The organism is Pantoea sp. JZ2, from assembly GCF_035191405.1.
In the GTDB taxonomy this organism is placed as follows: Bacteria; Pseudomonadota; Gammaproteobacteria; order Enterobacterales; family Enterobacteriaceae; genus Pantoea; species Pantoea stewartii.
Window position 1 is genome coordinate 581,239 of the sequence record NZ_CP045247.1, and the last position, 17,918, is coordinate 599,156.

17 protein-coding genes and 1 pseudogene are annotated in these 17,918 nt (G+C 55.7%); 15 read left to right on the forward strand and 3 right to left on the reverse strand.

Translation table 11 applies throughout. From position 1 onward, the window contains the following. The first annotated feature begins 79 nt into the window (after positions 1-79). Complete coding sequence (mpl, locus tag GC087_RS02850) at positions 80-1,435, forward strand: UDP-N-acetylmuramate:L-alanyl-gamma-D-glutamyl-meso-diaminopimelate ligase (RefSeq protein WP_033740016.1); 1,356 nt, start codon at positions 80-82, stop codon at positions 1,433-1,435. Positions 1,436-1,519: 84 nt separating this feature from the next. On the opposite strand, the gene yjgA is transcribed toward mpl, so the two are convergent. Next, a complete protein-coding gene (gene yjgA / locus GC087_RS02855) occupies positions 1,520-2,065 on the reverse strand; it encodes a ribosome biogenesis factor YjgA (RefSeq protein ID WP_324029568.1) in 546 nt (181 codons plus the stop codon). A 113-nt stretch (positions 2,066-2,178) separates the two neighbouring features. Here yjgA and pmbA point away from each other — a divergent pair, with 113 nt between their 5' ends. After that, positions 2,179-3,519, forward strand: coding sequence for a metalloprotease PmbA (gene pmbA / locus GC087_RS02860; RefSeq protein WP_006118343.1), 1,341 nt, complete (start codon positions 2,179-2,181; stop codon positions 3,517-3,519). Positions 3,520-3,614: 95 nt separating this feature from the next. Then, positions 3,615-4,001, forward strand: a complete 387-nt coding sequence (cybC, locus tag GC087_RS02865) for a cytochrome b562 (RefSeq protein WP_006118342.1) — start codon at positions 3,615-3,617, stop codon at positions 3,999-4,001. Positions 4,002-4,033: 32 nt separating this feature from the next. Here cybC and GC087_RS02870 read toward each other — a convergent pair whose 3' ends face one another. Together GC087_RS02870 and GC087_RS02875 are read right to left on the reverse strand one after the other, a co-directional pair. Beyond that, entirely contained in the window at positions 4,034-4,834 is an 801-nt protein-coding gene (locus tag GC087_RS02870) for a DeoR/GlpR family DNA-binding transcription regulator (RefSeq protein WP_324030564.1), read from the reverse strand. A 34-nt stretch (positions 4,835-4,868) separates the two neighbouring features. Continuing rightward, positions 4,869-5,768, reverse strand: coding sequence for a sugar kinase (locus tag GC087_RS02875; protein WP_324029570.1), 900 nt, complete (start codon positions 5,766-5,768; stop codon positions 4,869-4,871). A 163-nt stretch (positions 5,769-5,931) separates the two neighbouring features. Here GC087_RS02875 and yihU point away from each other — a divergent pair, with 163 nt between their 5' ends. The 12 genes and pseudogenes from yihU to GC087_RS02935 all read left to right on the forward strand — a co-directional run bounded on the left by yihU (position 5,932) and on the right by GC087_RS02935 (position 17,913). After that, on the forward strand, positions 5,932-6,837 hold the full coding sequence (gene yihU / locus GC087_RS02880; RefSeq protein WP_039342326.1) for a sulfolactaldehyde 3-reductase: 906 nt from the start codon (positions 5,932-5,934) through the stop codon (positions 6,835-6,837). A gap of 14 nt (positions 6,838-6,851) precedes the next feature. After that, positions 6,852-7,727, forward strand: a complete 876-nt coding sequence (yihT, locus tag GC087_RS02885) for a sulfofructosephosphate aldolase (protein ID WP_164482613.1) — start codon at positions 6,852-6,854, stop codon at positions 7,725-7,727. Between the two features lie 13 nt (positions 7,728-7,740). After that, on the forward strand, positions 7,741-8,982 hold the full coding sequence (gene yihS, locus GC087_RS02890; protein WP_054633031.1) for a sulfoquinovose isomerase: 1,242 nt from the start codon (positions 7,741-7,743) through the stop codon (positions 8,980-8,982). A 26-nt stretch (positions 8,983-9,008) separates the two neighbouring features. Beyond that, positions 9,009-9,851, forward strand: a pseudogene (locus GC087_RS02895) (aldose-1-epimerase). Between the two features lie 40 nt (positions 9,852-9,891). Then, positions 9,892-11,949: an alpha-glucosidase gene (locus GC087_RS02900; RefSeq protein ID WP_324029572.1), complete on the forward strand. Its 2,058-nt coding sequence runs from the start codon at positions 9,892-9,894 to the stop codon at positions 11,947-11,949. A gap of 12 nt (positions 11,950-11,961) precedes the next feature. Further along, entirely contained in the window at positions 11,962-12,873 is a 912-nt protein-coding gene (locus GC087_RS02905) for a sulfite exporter TauE/SafE family protein (RefSeq protein WP_324029573.1), read from the forward strand. Positions 12,874-12,916: 43 nt separating this feature from the next. Further along, positions 12,917-14,311 (forward strand): MFS transporter, encoded by a 1,395-nt coding sequence (locus GC087_RS02910; protein ID WP_039341838.1) that lies wholly within the window; start codon positions 12,917-12,919, stop codon positions 14,309-14,311. Positions 14,312-14,336: 25 nt separating this feature from the next. After that, positions 14,337-15,776: an MFS transporter gene (locus tag GC087_RS02915; RefSeq protein ID WP_324029575.1), complete on the forward strand. Its 1,440-nt coding sequence runs from the start codon at positions 14,337-14,339 to the stop codon at positions 15,774-15,776. Positions 15,777-16,073: 297 nt separating this feature from the next. After that, a complete protein-coding gene (locus GC087_RS02920) occupies positions 16,074-16,418 on the forward strand; it encodes a glycine dehydrogenase (RefSeq protein ID WP_039341844.1) in 345 nt (114 codons plus the stop codon). Positions 16,419-16,446: 28 nt separating this feature from the next. Beyond that, complete coding sequence (locus GC087_RS02925) at positions 16,447-16,803, forward strand: SFCGS family glycine-rich protein (protein WP_006118330.1); 357 nt, start codon at positions 16,447-16,449, stop codon at positions 16,801-16,803. 3 nt (positions 16,804-16,806) lie between these two features. Continuing rightward, entirely contained in the window at positions 16,807-17,103 is a 297-nt protein-coding gene (locus tag GC087_RS02930; RefSeq protein ID WP_033740005.1) for a DUF4312 family protein, read from the forward strand. Between the two features lie 33 nt (positions 17,104-17,136). After that, positions 17,137-17,913, forward strand: a complete 777-nt coding sequence (locus GC087_RS02935; RefSeq protein ID WP_006118328.1) for a DUF4311 domain-containing protein — start codon at positions 17,137-17,139, stop codon at positions 17,911-17,913. Positions 17,914-17,918: the final 5 nt, after the last annotated feature.

Genomic DNA, 17,918 nt, shown 5'->3' on the forward strand with positions numbered 1-17,918 from the left:
AACCATAGTCCTAATCCGTTTCTTCCGCTCGCAACCGAGGTTACACTGTGCGCCGAACTTTTGAGTTATGGACGTTTTTATGCGCATTCACATCCTCGGGATATGTGGCACGTTTATGGGCGGGCTGGCGATGCTGGCACGCTCCCTTGGCCATCAGGTGACAGGCTCAGATGCCAATGTTTATCCGCCGATGAGCACCCTGCTTGAGCAGCAAGGTATTGAATTAACAGAGGGTTATGACGCCAGTCAGCTTGATCCTCAACCAGACCTGGTCATCATCGGCAATGCCATGACGCGCGGTAATCCCTGTGTGGAAGCGGTTCTGGAACGCAACATTCCCTACCTTTCAGGTCCCCAGTGGCTGCATGATTTCGTGCTACGTGACCGTTGGGTGCTGGCCGTGGCCGGCACGCACGGTAAAACCACGACGGCAGGCATGGCAGCGTGGATTCTGGAGGCGTGTGGTCTGGAACCGGGCTTTATTATCGGCGGTGTACCCGGCAACTTCGATGTTTCAGCAAAATTAGGAAAAAGCCCATTCTTTGTGATTGAGGCTGACGAATATGACTGCGCGTTTTTCGATAAGCGCTCTAAATTCGTTCATTACTGCCCACGTACGCTGATTCTGAATAACCTGGAATTCGATCATGCGGATATTTTTGACGATCTGCGGGCGATCCAGAAACAGTTCCATCACCTGGTGCGCATCGTGCCGGGCCAGGGCAAGATCCTGCTGCCGGAGCACGATCATAACCTGAAGCAGGTAATGGCGATGGGCTGCTGGAGCGAGCAGGAACATGTCGGCGACGGCGGTCACTGGCAGGCGAAAAAACTGACGCCTGACGCCTCACACTGGGAAGTCTGGCTGGACGGCAACAAAGTGGGTGAAGTGAACTGGGCACTGGTCGGCGAACACAACATGCACAATGGTTTAATGGCCATTGCGGCAGCCCGTCATGTTGGCGTGAAACCCGAGGATGCCAGCCAGGCACTGGACAGCTTTATCAATGCCCGTCGTCGTCTGGAACTGCGCGGCGAGGTCAACGGCATCAAGATCTATGATGATTTTGCCCATCATCCGACCGCGATTCTTGCCACGCTGAGCGCGCTGCGCAGCAAAGTGGGCGGGACGGCGCGTATCCTGGCCGTGCTCGAACCGCGTTCAAACACCATGAAAATGGGCGTGAATAAAAATGAACTTGCCCCGTCACTGGCGCGTGCCGACGAAGTGTTTCTGTTCCAGCCGAGCCATATTCCCTGGCAGGTCGCGGATGTCGCAGAAGCCTGCATGCAGCCTGCGCACTGCAGCGCGGATATTGATGCGCTGGTAGAAACGATCGCCAAAACGGCGCAGCCGGGCGATTCCATCCTGGTAATGAGCAACGGGGGCTTTGGTGGGATTCATCAGAAGCTGCTGGATCGTCTGGCTCGTTAACCGGTAGCCGATCCTTTTCTCCCCGAACGAGGGGAGAGAAAACCCTGCGGCTGGGCACTGCTCAGCCGCACATCACCGCCAGGGTCAGACGGCTTCTGCTAATTCGCGCAGGTACTGAAAAATCTGACGGGCAGATTTTGGCGGTTTGTTACCCGCTTTTTCCTTCTGTGCATTACGAATCATGCTACGCAGTTGCTGACGATCGGCCTGAGGATAAAGGGCAAGCACGTCGGTCATCGCCTCATCGCCTTCTTCAATCAGGCGATCGCGCAGCATTTCCAGCTTGTGAAACAGCGCAACCTGCTGGTTATGGCGGTTTTTAAGCTTATCCAGTGCGGTACGAATCGGTTCAACGTCGATGCTGCGCAGCAGCTTACCAATTAACTGTAACTGACGGCGGCGGCCTTCTTTCTTAATACGCTGCGCCAGTTCAATCTCGGTACGCAAACGCTCATCCAGCGGAATTTTATCCAGCGAGTTTTTCCCCAGGTCGACCAGTTCGGCCCCCAGGCGTTTCAGCTCTTCAGCATCGCGTTTGATTTCGCTCTTACTAACCCAAATAATCTTTTCATCTTCTTCTTCGTGATTATCGGGCACATCATCGAGCCACTCTTCAGGCTGCTTAGTCATATCTGGCTCCAAAAAAAAGAGGCTAATCCTACCAGTTTATCGGGTGACTGCGAAATTGTTCTCTGACTCTGATAGACTCAAATTATTCAACCATAAGATTAGACGGCAGGTCGATGAACGTATCAACTCAAGTTGCAGAACAGCGAAAAGCACTGGAACAGGCAATTGCACAGGCGCTTGAACTGGCAAAAGCAAGTACGGATGGCGCGGAAGTCGCGGTGAGCAAGACCACCGGTATTGGTGTCAGTACCCGTTACGGCGAAGTGGAAAACGTCGAATTCAACAGTGATGGCGCACTGGGCATCACCGTTTACCACCAAAATCGTAAAGGCAGTGCGTCATCGACCGATCTCAGCCCGGATGCCATTAAACGAACCGTGCAGGCGGCGATTGATATCGCACGCTATACCTCGCCGGATCCCTTTGCCGGCCCGGCGGATGCCGAACTGCTGGCTTATGACGCACCGGATCTGGATCTCTACCATCCGTGGGAGATCGATGCCGATTATGCTATCCAGCTGGCGGCACAGGCAGAGCAGGCGGCATTGCAGGCAGACAAACGCATCACCAATACTGAAGGCGGTAGTTTTAACAGCCATGTCGGTATCAAAGTCTTTGGTAACAGCCACGGCATGCTGCAAAGCTACTGTTCCAGCCGTCATTCGCTGTCCAGCTGCGTCATTGCTGAGCAGGACGGCAATATGGAGCGTGATTATGCGTACACCATTGGCCGCGCCATTGAGGACTTAAAGAGCGCGGACTGGGTTGGGGCCGAGTGCGCTCGCCGGACGCTGTCGCGCCTGGCACCGCGTAAGCTCGACACCATGAAAGCGCCGGTCATTTTTGCGCCGGAAGTCGCGACCGGCCTGTTCGGCCATCTGGTCGGCGCCATCAGCGGCAGCAGCGTCTATCGTAAATCCACATTCTTACTGGATGCGATGGGCAAACAGATTCTGCCTGAATGGCTGACCATTCAGGAGCAGCCGCATCTGTTAAAAGGCCTGGCCTCCACGCCGTTTGACAGCGAAGGCGTACGTACACAGGCCCGCGACATCATTAAAGATGGCGTGCTGCAAACCTGGTTGATGACCAGCTATTCTGCGCGCAAGCTGGGCCTGACCAGCACCGGTCACGCGGGCGGCATTCATAACTGGCGCATCGCCGGTCAGGGGCACAGCTTCAACGACATGCTGAAGCAGATGGGCACCGGGCTGGTCGTGACCGAACTGATGGGACAGGGCGTCAGCGCCATCACGGGCGATTATTCGCGTGGCGCAGCCGGTTTCTGGGTGGAGAATGGCGAGATTCAGTATCCGGTAAGTGAAATTACGATTGCAGGTAACTTAGGCGATATGTGGCGGAACATTGTTACCGTAGGCGATGACATTGAAACCCGCAGCAATATTCAGTGTGGTTCTGTTCTGTTACCCGAAATGTATATTGCCGGACAGTAAAATCTCTTTTAAGTTGTGTAGGCGATAGCAAGCGGAGGGCATCGACCCTCCGCTTTTTTATAAGCAGCGTTTTCACAATAAAAAGGAAGCTGAGCATGCGTAAAGCGTTTATGTCGTTGTTAGCTGTTGCCTTGTTATCTGTTAATGTCACCGCCGGTGCGGCTTCTCTTGAGCACGATATGAAAGAGATGGCGGGTATTTACAAGTCGCTGGATGGGGCGAAAAGCGCCGATCAGCTGCACAAAATGTTAGGTGATTTGCGCGCCAAAGCCGAAGATGCCAAAAAAGGCACCCCGGACAAACTGGAAGGCAAAGCACCGGACAGCCCGGAAATGAAAGACTTTCACAAAGGCATGGATGATTTGATTGCCCAGATTGATAAAGCCGATGCACTGGCTAAACAGGGCAAGCTGGATGAAGCCAAAGCAGAAGCGCAAAAACTGGCTGCTATCCGTAACGAAAACCACAAGAAGTTCCGCTAAACACACGCTAACCCCGGCACTGCCGGGGTTAATTATTCCGCCCCCTCATCGCCACCCGGCTTAGCCAGGATCACTTCAACCTGATGGGTTTTCAGCAGGTTTTGCAGCGTCGTACCCGGCAGTTTATCAGTGAACAGGGCTGTCGCCTGCGCCACGCTGCCCATCTCCACCGCGGCCGAGGCCTGGAATTTAGTATGATCGGCGGCGAGCAATATATGACGCGAATGCGCCATCATCGTTTGTGCAACGTTGGCCTCATTGACGTCAAATTCCAGCAGCGCACCGTCACTCTCAATGGCGCCCATGCTGGTGACGAGATAATCCGCCCGGAAACTGGCCACAAAGGCCGTGGTCACCGGACCAATAATGCCACCATTGTGTGGGCGCAACGTGCCGCCGGGCACCATGACTTCAAACTGGGGGCATTTATACAGAATATGTGCCACCCGCAGGCTGTTGGTGATAACCCGCAGATGCTTATGGTTCATCAGGGCGCGGGCCACATGCTCCACGGTAGTGCCAATCGTAATAAACACCGTGGAACCATCAGGAATGTAGTCAGCGATGGCGTCAGCGATAGATCGTTTTTCATCGGTTTGTGAGACTTCGCGCTGTTCAAAGGCGGTATTGACCACGCTGGATGCGCGGCCTGCGCCGCCATGATGACGGGTAATCAATCCCTGTTCGCTGAGTTTGCGAATGTCGCGGCGTACCGTTTGCGTCGACACATCCAGTAGCACCGCAAGTTCATCAATATTCATGTAGCCACGTTCGGCGATCAGGCTGAGTAAACGATCGTGGCGAGGATTACCGGTTACGTCCGTGAGGATCATGAGCTGCTCTCTGAAGACCACTTTGGCTGTCAGTTTAACCATTAACTGACATAAAAGAACAGGTTTGCTCATAATTGGGAATACCGGCCCGGCCACCCGGGCGCGTACATTTTAAGGCCGCGACAGCGCTGGCAAAGCGCACCGCTTCCGCCACGGCGGGCTTTTGGGCCAGCCTGAATGCCAGTGCGCCATGAAACACATCGCCGGCACCGGTCGTGTCGACCACCCTGACATGAAAAGCTGGCTGATGCTGTAATCTGCCCGCATCAAGCCAGAGGCAACCCTGAACGCCTTGTGTCACATAGACGTGACCCTTTGTGAGCATTTGTGCTTTTTTCAGCGCACTGGCGTCACTCTCCATACCGGTCAGACGCTGCAAACCGGGTGCGGAAAACGCCGCGTGGTCGCTCAGCGTTACCAGTTCAGCAATGTTTTGTGGCGTCACATCGCCATCCAGAATAGTGGGAACGCCGGACCTGCGTGCCAGCGTAAAGGCGCATTTTGCGCCCTGATGCCAGCGGACATCCGCCAGCACGGCATCCCACTGAGAAAAATCGATTTCCGCTAGCCAGTCGGCCTCGTCGGGTAAATCCGGGCTGGGATAGTTGGCGATGATACGTTCGCCTTCAGCATCCACAAGAATGGCAGATTGCGAGGAGCGGGCAGCGTTAAAAATCTTTGTATAACGTGTATTTACGCCGTAACTGTTTAACTCGGACAGCAGCCTTTTCCCGGTGTCATCGTCCCCGACCCGGCCAATAAAATCTACCTGCGCACCCAACTTTGCAGCCGCGACGGCTGCCGTGGCCGCCGGGCCACCGCCGACTTCCCGATAGTTGCTGGCGACATATTTTCCGCCCTGATGCGGTAACGTTTCCAGGTACCAGATGCGATCCAGTACGGTGATCCCTACACAAGCTATGCGCGTCGTCACTCTTCCTCAGACATTTTCTCGTGCTGTCATTTTAATTTCATCAAATGTTTTAAAAGTGACACCTGTCAATTTTTTGACCATAAATTACAAATATGATCCGAAAAAGACAGCAAAAATCATATATAGGACAAAATGTGACATTCATTGGGTTTGGGAGAGCGGTATGGCGGAAGTAGCGTTTATTGGACTGGGGCAAATGGGGGCGCCGATGGCGAGCAATCTGCTTAAGCAGGGCCATCAGCTCAGGGTGTTTGACGTCAATCCCGAGGCGGTTGCCAGGTTAGTGGAAAAAGGCGCACAGGCTGCCCGTTCTCCAGCCGAGGCCGCCGAAGGGGCTGAATTCGTTATCACCATGCTGCCCAATGGCGATTTGGTGCGCGCTGTCCTGTCAGGTGATCAGGGCGTCTGTACCACGCTGTCGCCTTCGGCACTGGTGATCGATATGTCGACGATCCATCCGCTACAGACCGACCAGATGATTAACGAGATGCGGGCGAGCGGCTTCAGCATGATGGACGTGCCGGTTGGGCGCACATCCGATCATGCTATCGCCGGCACGCTGTTGCTGCTGGCAGGCGGAACACTGCAACAGATTGAGCGGGCAAAACCGCTGCTGTTGGCCATGGGAAATGAGGTGGTGGTGGCTGGCGGACCGGGCATGGGGATTCGCGTCAAGCTGATTAATAACTACATGAGTATCGCCCTGAATGCGCTCTCTGCAGAGGCGGCGGTGCTGTGTGAAGGGCTGGGGCTGCCGCTGGAAGTTGCGCTACAGGTCATGAACGGCACGCCAGCAGGGAAGGGGCACTTCACCACGACCTGGCCAAATAAGGTGCTGAAAGGCGACCTGTCACCGGCCTTTATGATCGATCTGGCTCATAAAGACCTGGGCATCGCGCTGGATGTGGCTAACCAGCTGCATGTGCCCATGCCGCTCGGGGCCGCCTCACGTGAGGTTTACAGCCAGGCGCGCGCCGCCGGACGCGGACGTCAGGACTGGACCGCCCTTCTCGAACACGTGCGCGCCAGCGCAGGCCTCTCACCTTCGACAACCCCTTGTGACGCTTAATCAGAGGAAAGCACATGACTCATTACACCCTTAAAGACATCGCCCGGCCATCAGGTGGTTTCGCCATGCTGGCTGTGGATCAGCGTGAAGCGATGCGGCTGATGTTTGCCGCCGCGGGTGCGCCAGAGCCGGTCAGCGATCGGGTTCTGACCGAATTCAAAGTGAATGCCGCCAGCGTGTTATCGCCTTATGCCTCCGCCATCCTGGTGGATCAGCAATTTTGCTTTCAGCAGATTGTGGAGCAGCGGGCTGTGTCGCCCGGTTGCGGCATCATTGTCGCGGCGGATGCGTTTATACCGGGCAACGGCATGCCGGTTGACAGTGTGGAGATTGATCACCGCGTCGATCCTCAGGCCGTCAAGCGTGACGGGGCAAAGGCGCTCAAGCTGCTGGTGCTGTGGCGCAGCGATGAAGACGCACAGCAGCGGCTCGATATGGTGAATACCTTCACTGCGCGCTGTCACCGCCATGGTCTGCTCAGCATTATCGAACCCGTTGTCAGACCGCCGCGCCGGGGCGATCGCTTCGATCGCGAGCAGGCGATCCTCGCTGCAGCGAAGGAACTGGGTAACAGCGGAGCGGATCTTTATAAGGTGGAAATGCCGCTGTACGGCAAAGGTTCACAAGCCGACCTGCTGACGGCCGCGCAGAAACTTAACGATTTGATCATGATGCCGTGGGTCATCCTCTCCTCTGGCATTGACGAAAAATTATTCCCACGAGCCGTCAGAGTCGCCATGCAGGCGGGTGCCTCCGGATTCCTGGCGGGCCGCGCAGTCTGGTCTTCGGTTATTGGTTTGCCCGATACCGACCTGATGCTGCGGGATATCTCTGTTCCCAGACTGCAACGGCTGGGCGAGATCGTAGATGAAATGATGGCGAAACGTTAATAGGGAGAAGCAGATGAAATGGTTTAACACCTTAAGCCACAATCGCTGGCTCGAACAGGAAACCGATCGAATTTTCAGTTTTGGCAAGCATGCGGCGGTGCCAACCGGATTTGGCTGGCTGGGTAATAACGGTCAGGTCAAACCCGATAAGGGAACGCACCTGTGGATCACCGCCCGCATGTTGCACGTCTATGCGGTGGCGGCCTCAATGGGGCGGCCCGGGGCTTATCAACTGGTTGAACATGGTATCAATGCGTTAAACGGTGCGCTTCGCGATAAAAAATATGGCGGCTGGTACGCCTGCGTCAACGATGAAGGCGTTCTCGATGCCTCCAAGCAGGGCTACCAGCATTTTTTTGTATTGCTGGGCGCCGCCAGCGCCGTTACCACCGGCCATCCGGCGGCACGTCCATTGCTGGATGAGGCGATCAAGGTCATTGAACGTTACTTCTGGAGTGAAGACGAGCAGATGTGCCTGGAATCCTGGGACGAGGCATTCAGCAAGACCGAAGACTACCGGGGAGGGAACGCCAATATGCACGCCGTTGAAGCGTTCCTGATCGTGTATGACGTCACGCACGATAAGAAATGGCTGGATCGCGCGCTGCGCGTCACGTCCGTAATCATCCATGATGTCGCGCGTCAAAATAATTATCGCGTGAATGAACACTTTGACACGCACTGGACGCCACTGCGCGATTACAACAAAGATAACCCTGCCCACCGCTTCCGTGCTTATGGTGGCACGCCCGGCCACTGGATTGAGTGGGGGCGACTGATGCTGCATCTGCACGCCGCGTTTGAAGCGCGCTTTGAAACCCCACCGGCCTGGTTAGTGGAAGATGCCAAAGGGTTATTTCACGCCACCCTGCGTGATGCCTGGGCGCCCGATGGTGCAGACGGTTTCGTTTATACCGTGGACTGGGACGGCAAGCCCGTGGTGCGCGAGCGGGTACGCTGGCCTATCGTCGAAGCGATGGGAACCGCCTATGCGCTGTATACCGTCACCGGTGAGGCGCAATACGAAGCCTGGTATCAGAAGTGGTGGGACTACTGCATGACCTATCTGATGGACTTCGAAAACGGTTCCTGGTGGCAGGAACTGGATTGCGAAAACAAGGTGACGACCAAAGTCTGGGACGGCAAACAGGATATCTATCACCTGCTGCATTGCCTGGTCATCCCACGCCTTCCGCTGGCACCGGGCCTGGCTCCCGCTGTCGCCGCCGGATTACTGGACTGTAACGCAAAATAATTCCAAAACAGACGGGAGTACCAGCTATGCACAGCAGCGGAAAAACCCTTGTACTGCGGGCCGGAGACTATCAGGCCACCCTTGTCACCGTGGGCGCGGGTCTGGCTGAACTGACATACGCAGGTCAGCATCTGGTGCTCCCCCATCCCCCTGAAACCCTGCCGCTGGCGCACATGGGGAAAGTCCTGATTCCCTGGCCCAATCGCGTCGCGAAGGGCACCTGATACCATAACGGTAAATGGCTTCATTTACCGATCAATGATCACGAAGGGGGAACCGCCATTCACGGTTTGCTGGCGTGGCGTGACTGGCAGATTACGGAACATACCGACAGCACAGCGAGGCTGACAATCTTTTTACCGCCCAGCTACGGGTATCCGTTTGCCCTGGTTTCAACGGTGACGTACCGGCTGGATGCCATGCAGGGCCTGCTGGTGACGCTCGACAGTCAAAATACAGGACGTGAACCTGCTCCTTATGGCGCAGGTGCGCACCCGTATCTGACCTGCAACAGAATGCCGCTGGACGAGTGCCTGCTCACGTTGCCTGCCGCGATAGCGCAAGGCGATTTCCTTTCCCCAAGTCTGCTCGGCGCAACGCAAATTGATGACAGCCTTCGCACAGGCACGGACGGCCAGCAGTGGGAAGTGCGCCTGACCAGCCGGAAGCCGTCCCTTTCTGTTTACTTACGTAGCGATCAGCCCTGGCTGCAAATTTACACCGGCGAAAAACTGGGCCGCACCGGGCTGGCAACCGAGCCCATGAGTTGCCCGCCTGATGCGTTTAACTCCGGCGTTGATCTGGTCTGGCTCGCACCGCAGGCGACGCATCGGCTGGCCTTCACCCTTGGCTGCGATCGCCCCGGATAAAGATCACCTTACCGCCTTACCCTACAACTAAGAGGCCAGTATGCACTTACAACATCTTGAAACGGCAGGGGTAAAACTCACTGCCACTGATAACGGCTTTTCACTGGTTTATCACGGCCGCGTTATTCTGAGCCACAGCCCGGAAGCGCCCTGTCTGTGGATGGGGCACGGTCGGGCCGACATTAAAATGTTTCGTGGCAATTTCAGTATCAAAGATCGGCTGAATGAAAAGCTGGCCCTGACTGAGGCCACCATGACGTCGCAGGCCGACTGTTGGCACATTCGTTTCTCGCGCGGCAACGTCATCAGCGCCACGCTGACGGTTGGGCTGGATGCCGGCGGGCGTTTACTGCTCACGCTAAATAATGACGCCGACAGTCATAACCGCATCTGGCTACGGCTGGCAGCGCAGCAGGCGGATCACATCTACGGCTGCGGCGAACAGTTTTCCTGTTTTGACCTGCGCGGGAAACCGTTCCCGCTCTGGACCAGTGAGCAGGGCGTCGGACGGAATAAAAACAGTTATGTTACCTGGCAGGCGGACTGCGCGGAGAATGCCGGCGGCGATTATTACTGGACGTTTTTCCCTCAGCCCACCTTCGTCAGCAGCCAGAAGTATTACTGCCATGTGGACAACAGCGGCTACATGAATTTTGACTTCAGCGCACCCGATTATCACGAACTGGCGTTCTGGGAAAACCGCGCGACGTTACGCTTTGAATGCGCCGACAGCTATATTGCGCTGCTGGAAAAACTGAGCGCCTTGCTGGGCCGCCAGCCTGAATTGCCTGACTGGGTTTACGATGGCGTGATTCTGGGCATTCAGGGCGGCACCGACGTGTGTCAGCAGAAGTTAGACAAGATGCGTCAGGCGGGCGTGAAGGTTAATGGTATCTGGGCTCAGGACTGGTCCGGTATTCGCATGACGTCGTTTGGCAAACGTGTCATGTGGAACTGGCAGTGGGACAGCGAACTCTATCCGCAACTGGATACACGCATTCAGCAATGGAAAGCCGAAGGCGTCCAGTTTCTCTCTTATATCAATCCTTATGTCGCCAGCGATCGCCCTCTGTGTGACGAGGCCGCCCGGCACGGCTATCTCACCAAAACGGCTTCCGGTCAGGACTACCACGTTGAATTTGGTGAGTTCTATGCGGGCGTTGTCGATCTGACTCATCCTGATGCTTATAACTGGTTCAAAGAGGTTATCAAACAAAATCTGATCGGCCTGGGCTGTGGCGGCTGGATGGCGGATTTTGGCGAATATCTCCCAACCGATACGGTTCTGCATAACGGTGTCCACGCCGAGATTATGCATAATGCCTGGCCTGCGCTGTGGGCAAAATGTAACTACGACGCGCTGGCAGAAACCGGCAAGCTCGGCGAAACGCTCTATTTTATGCGCGCGGGTTATACCGGCAGTCAGAAATACGCCGTGATGATGTGGGCCGGGGATCAAAACGTTGACTGGAGTCTGGACGATGGCCTCGCGTCGGTAGTGCCTGCCGCCTTGTCGCTGGCAATGAGTGGGCACGGTTTGCATCACAGTGACATTGGTGGCTATACCACGCTCTACGGCATGAAACGGAGCAAAGAACTGCTGCTGCGTTGGTGTGATTTCAACACCTTTACGCCCATGATGCGCACCCATGAAGGTAACCGTCCCGGCGATAACTGGCAGTTTGACAGCGATGACGAAACCATGGCGCATTTTGCCCGTATGTCGACGATCTTTACTTCCTTAAAGCCTTACATCAGGCAGGCGGTGGCGCAGAATGCCCGCAGTGGTCTGCCTGTTATGCGGCCGCTTTTCCTGCACTATGAAGCGGATGCCCGCACTTATTCGCTGAAATACCAGTACCTGTTTGGTCGTGATTTGCTGGTCGCGCCGGTGTATGAAGAGGGCCGCCACGACTGGACGCTCTATCTGCCGGAGGATCGCTGGATAAACCTCTGGACCGGTGAAGCGGCCAACGGTGGCGAGATCACGGTGGCCGCACCGCTTGGCCAGCCGCCCGTCTTTTACCGGGCTGAAAGTGAATGGCAGGCGTTATTTGCCTCATTACGGCTGATCGACAGTGCCGGTTCGACGCGATAAAGGAGAAAGGGTATGGATTTCTTCACGCTTTTTACTCCCGACGGGCTTGAGCTGAGTATTGAGGTTGTCTGCATCATCATCGCCATCATGTTCCTGTATACCTTCATCGGTATCTGCGCAGGCTTTGGTGGCGCGCTGGTGACGATGCCGCTGATCACCTTGTTGCTGCCGGTCAAAATGGCGGCACCTATGTCGGTCATTGTCGGGACAGCCACCGCGTTATATGCGACCTGGTTGTCACGTAACGAAACCCACTGGCGATCTGCGCTGGTGCTTATCCTGTTCTCCTTTGCCGGCATTCCCCTGGGGATTTATGCGCTCGCCAGTTTCCCGGACAACATCATGAAAACCGGGCTGGGCACTTTCCTGATCCTGTACGCGTTTTACAGCCTGTTTGTTCCTCGTCTGCCCGTCTGTGACAAAAACTGGCTAGTGGTGCCGACGGGCATCATCGCCGGCGCTCTGGGGTCGGCTTTTGCGACCAACGGCCCGCCGGTAGTGATTTATGGCATGTTGAGAAATCTGGCTCCGGCGGCGTTTCGTGGCACGCTCAATGCGTTTTTTACCGCCAGTAACATCGCCATTATTGGCGGCCTGACGACCAGCGGCATCTTAACGCTGTCAACCGTCAAGCTGGTGCTGTTCTGCGAGCCCACCATGATCCTGGGCTCGCTGGTGGGCCAGTATGTTCACCAACGCATCTCTGTCAGCACTTTCCGGCTGATGGTGCTCCTGCTGCTGATCGCATCCGGCGCCATGCTGATCAAGGGGGCGTTGGCGATTCCGGCATGGTCGGTACTGGTGCCGGTGTTTGGCCTGCTGGCGATTATGCAGTGGGTATTGGGCAAAAAAGTTGCGGCGATACGCGCGGAAACACAGCAGCAAGCGGAAACACAGCAGCAAAACGCTTCCCCTTCATCCTGAGCAAGGTTACCCGCCAGGCGGGCGGGTAAACCGGAGAACTATCATGAATCAGCAAACTGTATCTTCTGCCGGCGAGCCTGCGACGCTGCGGTTGCCGTTCCGGGAAAAAGTGGCCTATGGCATGGGCGATCTGGGTTCTAACATCCTGTTAGATATCGGGACGCTTTACTTACTGAAGTTCTATACCGATGTGCTGGAGCTGCCGGGAACGTACGGCGGAATTATCTTTCTGGTCGCCAAATTCTTCACGGCGTTTACCGATATGGGCACGGGCATCATGCTGGATTCGCGGCGCAGGATTGGCCCGAAAGGGAAGTTCCGGCCGTTTGTCTTGTACGCCGCGTTTCCGGTCACGCTTTTGGCTGTCGCCAACTTTATCGGTACGCCGTTTGAAATCACCGGTAAAGCGGTCGTCGCCACGGTGTTGTTTATGTTGTATGGCCTGTTCTTCAGCATGATGAACTGTTCGTATGGGGCGATGGTGCCCGCCATCACCAAAAATCCTGATGAGCGCGCCTCCCTGGCCGCCTGGCGGCAGGGCGGTGCAACGCTGGGGTTACTGATTTGTACTGTGGGTTTTGTGCCGGTGATGAACCTGGCAGAAGGCAGCGCGCAGTTCCGCTATATCGCTGCAGCCACACTTTTCTCGGCATTTGGTTTGTTCTTTATGTGGTGGTGCTATGCCGGTGTAAAGGAGCGCTATGTCGAACAGCCGTCTGCCCACCCCACGCAAAACCCGGGCCTGTTAGCCTCCTTCCGCGCTATCGCGGGTAACCGTCCGCTGTTTATTCTCTGTATTGCCAACCTGTGCACACTGGGGGCGTTCAACGTCAAGCTGGCGATTCAGGTCTATTACACCCAGTACGTTCTGAACGATCCCATCCTGCTGTCATGGATGGGCTTCTTTAGCATGGGCTGCATTTTTATCGGTGTCTTTATGATGCCCGGCGCCGTCAGGCGCTTTGGTAAGAAAAAAGTGTATATCGGCGGTTTGCTGATTTGGGTCGTGGGCGATCTGCTCAACTATTGCTATGGGGGCGGTTCCGTCAGTTTCATCGTGTTTTCCTGTCTGGCTTTTTTTGGATCTGCCTTTGTGAACAGTCTTAACTGGGCTTTAGTCTCTGATACGGTCGAATACGGGGAATGGCGGACGGGCGTGCGTTCTGAAGGCACGGTTTATACCGGTTTCACCTTTTTCCGTAAGGTCTCACAGGCACTGGCGGGCTTTTTCCCCGGCTGGATGCTGACCCAGATTGGCTACGTGCCTAACGTTGTCCAGCGCGCCAGTACGGTCGAGGGCCTGAAGCAACTGATGTTTATTTATCCCGGTGCGTTAGCCGTGGTCACGATTGTGGCCATGGGGTGTTTCTACAACCTCAATGAAAAGATGTATGTCCGCATCATTGACGAGATTGACGCCCGTAAGCGTCAGCACTGATTTGGCTCTGTGATAAGGATCCGTTATGAACACAGGTTCTGATTCCTTAACGCTGAAACTGCCTCTGCGTGAGAAGTTTGCTTACGGCATCGGTGATTTCGGCTCCAACCTGATGCTGGCTATCGGGACGCTTTACTTACTTAAGTTTTACACCGATGAACTGGGGATGCCGGCCTGGTATGGCGGCATGATTTTCCTCGTCGCCAAATTCTTTACGGCCCTTACCGATATGTTTACGGGCATCGTGCTGGATTCACGGCGGACAATTGGCACAAAAGGAAAATTCAGGCCGTTTATCCTGTATTTTTCGCTGCCGGTCGCGCTGGTGGCGGCGGCGCAGTTTGTGGCGCATGACCTCAGCCTGACATGTAAAACGGCTGTCGCCACCGCGCTGTTTATGCTGTTTGGCCTGTTTTACAGTCTGATGAACTGTTCCTACGGGGCAATGGTGCCTGCCATCACCAGGAATCCCACCGAGCGCGCTCATCTTGCCGCCTGGCGGCAGGGCGGGGCCACGTTAGGATTGCTGGTTTGTACCGTAGGCTTTATGCCCATCCAGTCGCTGTTTGTGGGCAAAAGTGCGCTGGGTTATCAGGTGGCGGCTGCCGTCTTTGTCACTGGCGGATTGCTGTGCATGGGGCTTTGCTACAGCGGCGTGAAAGAACGCTATGTCGAGGTCACGCCCGCCCATCACAAACCTGGCGTTGCAACCGCCTTTCGCGCCATCTTTCACAATCCGCCCTTGCGGACGCTGTGCCTGGCGAACCTGTGTACCCTGGCGGCATTCAACATCAAGCTGGCGATTCAGGTTTATTACACCCAGTACGTGCTGAACGATGTCAGTCTGCTCTCCTGGATGGGTTTCTTCAGCATGGGCTGTATTCTGGCCGGTGTGCTGCTGGTGCCCGCTGCGGTGAAACGTTGGGGTAAAAAGCAGGTGTATCTCGGTGGTTTAGTATTCTGGGCTGTCGGCGATCTGTGCAATTTTCTCTGGGGCAGCACATCGCTAATGTTCGTCCTGTTCTCCTGTATGGCGTTCTTCGGCACAGCGTTTGTGAACAGCCTTAACTGGGCGCTGGTGCCGGATACCGTCGAGTACGGTGAATGGAAAACCGGTATCCGCGCAGAGGGCGCCTGCTATACCGGCTACACCTTCTTCCGTAAAATCTCTGCCGCCATGGCGGGGTTTTTGCCGGGCCTGATGCTGACACAAATCGGCTATGTGCCGAATGCCCTTCAATCGGATGCCACGCTGGCGGGGCTGCGGCAGTTGATCTTTATCTGGCCCTGTACGCTGGCCATCGCGGCGGCACTGATTATGGGATGGGGTTACAGGCTCAATGAAGCGCGTTTCGCGCGCATTGTCGCGGCCATTAACCAGCGTAAACGGCACGCTCTTGCCCCTGCTGCTATCCCAACGCGCAACGAGGCCTGCGTTCAGGTGACGGGGGCGGAAAAGCCATAAGTTTCTCTGTTAAGACGTGATGGCAGATAACTGTTTGTCGGTTTTGTGACAGCGGTACAGTACCGGCCATCGCGCATTATGTGTTCACAGGCGCATCACTGCGCACAGGTAAGACATCCTAACCTGTTGTTTTATATAGCCTGAATCTCCATTCCTCCCCTGTTCACTCCCCACTTTGCGGCACCGATCACGCTCAGGTGCAGGATTTCCACTTCGAAACGGAAAAAGTCGTTCTCCACAGCCGCGCGGACTCTGTTTAGTTTGTGATCACGCTGAATGCGTAACGGGATGCAGACGATGAGCACGTGTAATGGAGCGGTAGCGATGAACGTGTCACAAGACGAGCAGCAAACGATTCAGGCCCTGGCGGATCGCGTAATGACCCAGATCGGCGCGCTGTTTGCCGAGCGGTCCATTAAGCCGAATGCGGTACAGCTGCAAATGCTGGCTTCGCATGTCCGCGCAATGGCATTGCGATCGGTAACCGGTGAAGGGCTGCCGGAGGTGGAGGCGGATCTGTTCGATGAGATCTCGCCAGCGTCAATGGCACTGGCGCAGCAGGTCGTGGATCTGTTTGGCAATTTACCGCCGGAAGAAGCCTGGCTGCTCTCCGTCCACTTTGAAGTGGCTAAGAACGACTGATTTTCACCACCATGAGAGGTACAGACATATGGTAACCGTAGTAATAGGCGATCGATTAGGTAAAGGACAGAAAGTGGCGGCCGGCGTTGAGAAAGCGGGCGGGCGTGCCGTTGTCGTGCCCGGCGTGGCGGCTGACATGAAGTTGGGCGATGTGATGAAGGCTGAGAATGCCGATTTTGGCATTTCTTTTTGTGGCAGCGGCGGTGCGGGGGCGATTACGGCACAAAACAAGTATGGCTACAAAGCCAAACACGGCATGCGCTCAGTGGATGAAGGTGTGACAGCCATCAACGAAGGCGCCACCGTGCTGGGCTTCGGGTTTATGGATAAAGAAGAGCTGGGTGAACGTCTGGTTCAGGCCTGGCACAAAAAACACGGTGGATAAGGAATGAAAGAGACCTTTACAACCTCGGTAGCCGTAAGCGGCAAAGGCGATACCAAAGCGAAAGCGTTCTCTGATGCGCTCAGCCGGGTGCAGCACGAAGTCCTGCGCAACGCCAACAAGATTTTGCTGCGCATCGAACCCCAGGACGTAAAGGTGGTGCGCGCGCAGGAGCGCGTCAGAACCGAAAAATTTCTTTTCTTTTTCCTGGCACGCGAGCGCAGGCACTTCAGTGTCGATCTGGAGGTCACCATCAACGTGACCTGTCTGGACGGCGATAAAGTTGCGTTCACCCGCGTGTAAGTCAGCCTCAAACAACATAAATAAGGAAAGAGGATGTTTCTCATCATTTTGCTCAAGTCGTTAATCATCGGCGGCCTTGTGGGCGTCGGTGTGGGTGCTGGCGCTGCCCGCATGTTCCACGCGCCGACGACACAAGGTATGGGCGCGTTTCGCACACTGGGTGAACTCAACTCCTGTGAAGGCGATCCCGCTTCTCACTTCTCTTTTGGGTTGGGTTTCTTTTTCAATGCCTGGGCTTCCTCCGTTGCGGCGGGTGCATTCACCCAGGATGTGGATCACCGCATCATCCCCAACTGGGGCGCGGCGGCCATCATGGTCAAAAACCGCAACGTCGCGCAAACGCTGCACGATCCAAAAAAGATGGCTATCGCCTGCGGCATCATCGGCATGGTGGTGGTCGCGTTTTTGAATTCGACGGCCTCTGCCGTTCCGGCGGCCCTGCAGGTTACGGCGGTCAAAGTACTGGTCCCTGCGGCGAATCTGCTGGTGAACACGGTCATGCCCGTGATCTTCTGGCTGGCCGCAATCGATGCCGGTAAGAAATCGGGCTTCTGGGCCACCATTTTTGGCGGTCTGGCGCAGCTGATTATGGGCAATGCAGTACCGGGCCTGGTGCTGGGTATTTTGATTGGCAAAGGGGTTGAAGAGAGCGGCTGGCACAAAGTGACCAAAGTCATGATGACCGCCATCGTTGCCCTGTTTGTCCTCAGCGCCTTCTTCCGCGGTTTCGATATGAAGATGCTGCAATCCTTCCAGCTCGGCATTCCTGGCTGGCTCGACAGTATTCATAACAGCCTGAGCGGCAAATAACGGAG

Bases quoted from the DNA above. Each gene is read 5' to 3' on its own strand.
- GC087_RS02910 (WP_039341838.1), top strand. From the start codon at position 12,917: ATGAATCAGCAAACTGTATCTTCTGCCGGCGAGCCTGCGACGCTGCGG.
- yihU (WP_039342326.1), top strand. From the start codon at position 5,932: ATGGCGGAAGTAGCGTTTATTGGACTGGGGCAAATGGGGGCGCCGATG.
- mpl (WP_033740016.1), top strand. From the start codon at position 80: ATGCGCATTCACATCCTCGGGATATGTGGCACGTTTATGGGCGGGCTG.
- yjgA (WP_324029568.1), bottom strand. From the start codon at position 2,065: ATGACTAAGCAGCCTGAAGAGTGGCTCGATGATGTGCCCGATAATCAC.
- GC087_RS02925 (WP_006118330.1), top strand. From the start codon at position 16,447: ATGGTAACCGTAGTAATAGGCGATCGATTAGGTAAAGGACAGAAAGTG.
- GC087_RS02915 (WP_324029575.1), top strand. From the start codon at position 14,337: ATGAACACAGGTTCTGATTCCTTAACGCTGAAACTGCCTCTGCGTGAG.
- yihT (WP_164482613.1), top strand. From the start codon at position 6,852: ATGACTCATTACACCCTTAAAGACATCGCCCGGCCATCAGGTGGTTTC.
- pmbA (WP_006118343.1), top strand. From the start codon at position 2,179: ATGAACGTATCAACTCAAGTTGCAGAACAGCGAAAAGCACTGGAACAG.
- GC087_RS02930 (WP_033740005.1), top strand. From the start codon at position 16,807: ATGAAAGAGACCTTTACAACCTCGGTAGCCGTAAGCGGCAAAGGCGAT.
- GC087_RS02905 (WP_324029573.1), top strand. From the start codon at position 11,962: ATGGATTTCTTCACGCTTTTTACTCCCGACGGGCTTGAGCTGAGTATT.
- GC087_RS02870 (WP_324030564.1), bottom strand. From the start codon at position 4,834: ATGATCCTCACGGACGTAACCGGTAATCCTCGCCACGATCGTTTACTC.
- GC087_RS02900 (WP_324029572.1), top strand. From the start codon at position 9,892: ATGCACTTACAACATCTTGAAACGGCAGGGGTAAAACTCACTGCCACT.
- cybC (WP_006118342.1), top strand. From the start codon at position 3,615: ATGCGTAAAGCGTTTATGTCGTTGTTAGCTGTTGCCTTGTTATCTGTT.
- GC087_RS02935 (WP_006118328.1), top strand. From the start codon at position 17,137: ATGTTTCTCATCATTTTGCTCAAGTCGTTAATCATCGGCGGCCTTGTG.
- yihS (WP_054633031.1), top strand. From the start codon at position 7,741: ATGAAATGGTTTAACACCTTAAGCCACAATCGCTGGCTCGAACAGGAA.
- GC087_RS02920 (WP_039341844.1), top strand. From the start codon at position 16,074: ATGAGCACGTGTAATGGAGCGGTAGCGATGAACGTGTCACAAGACGAG.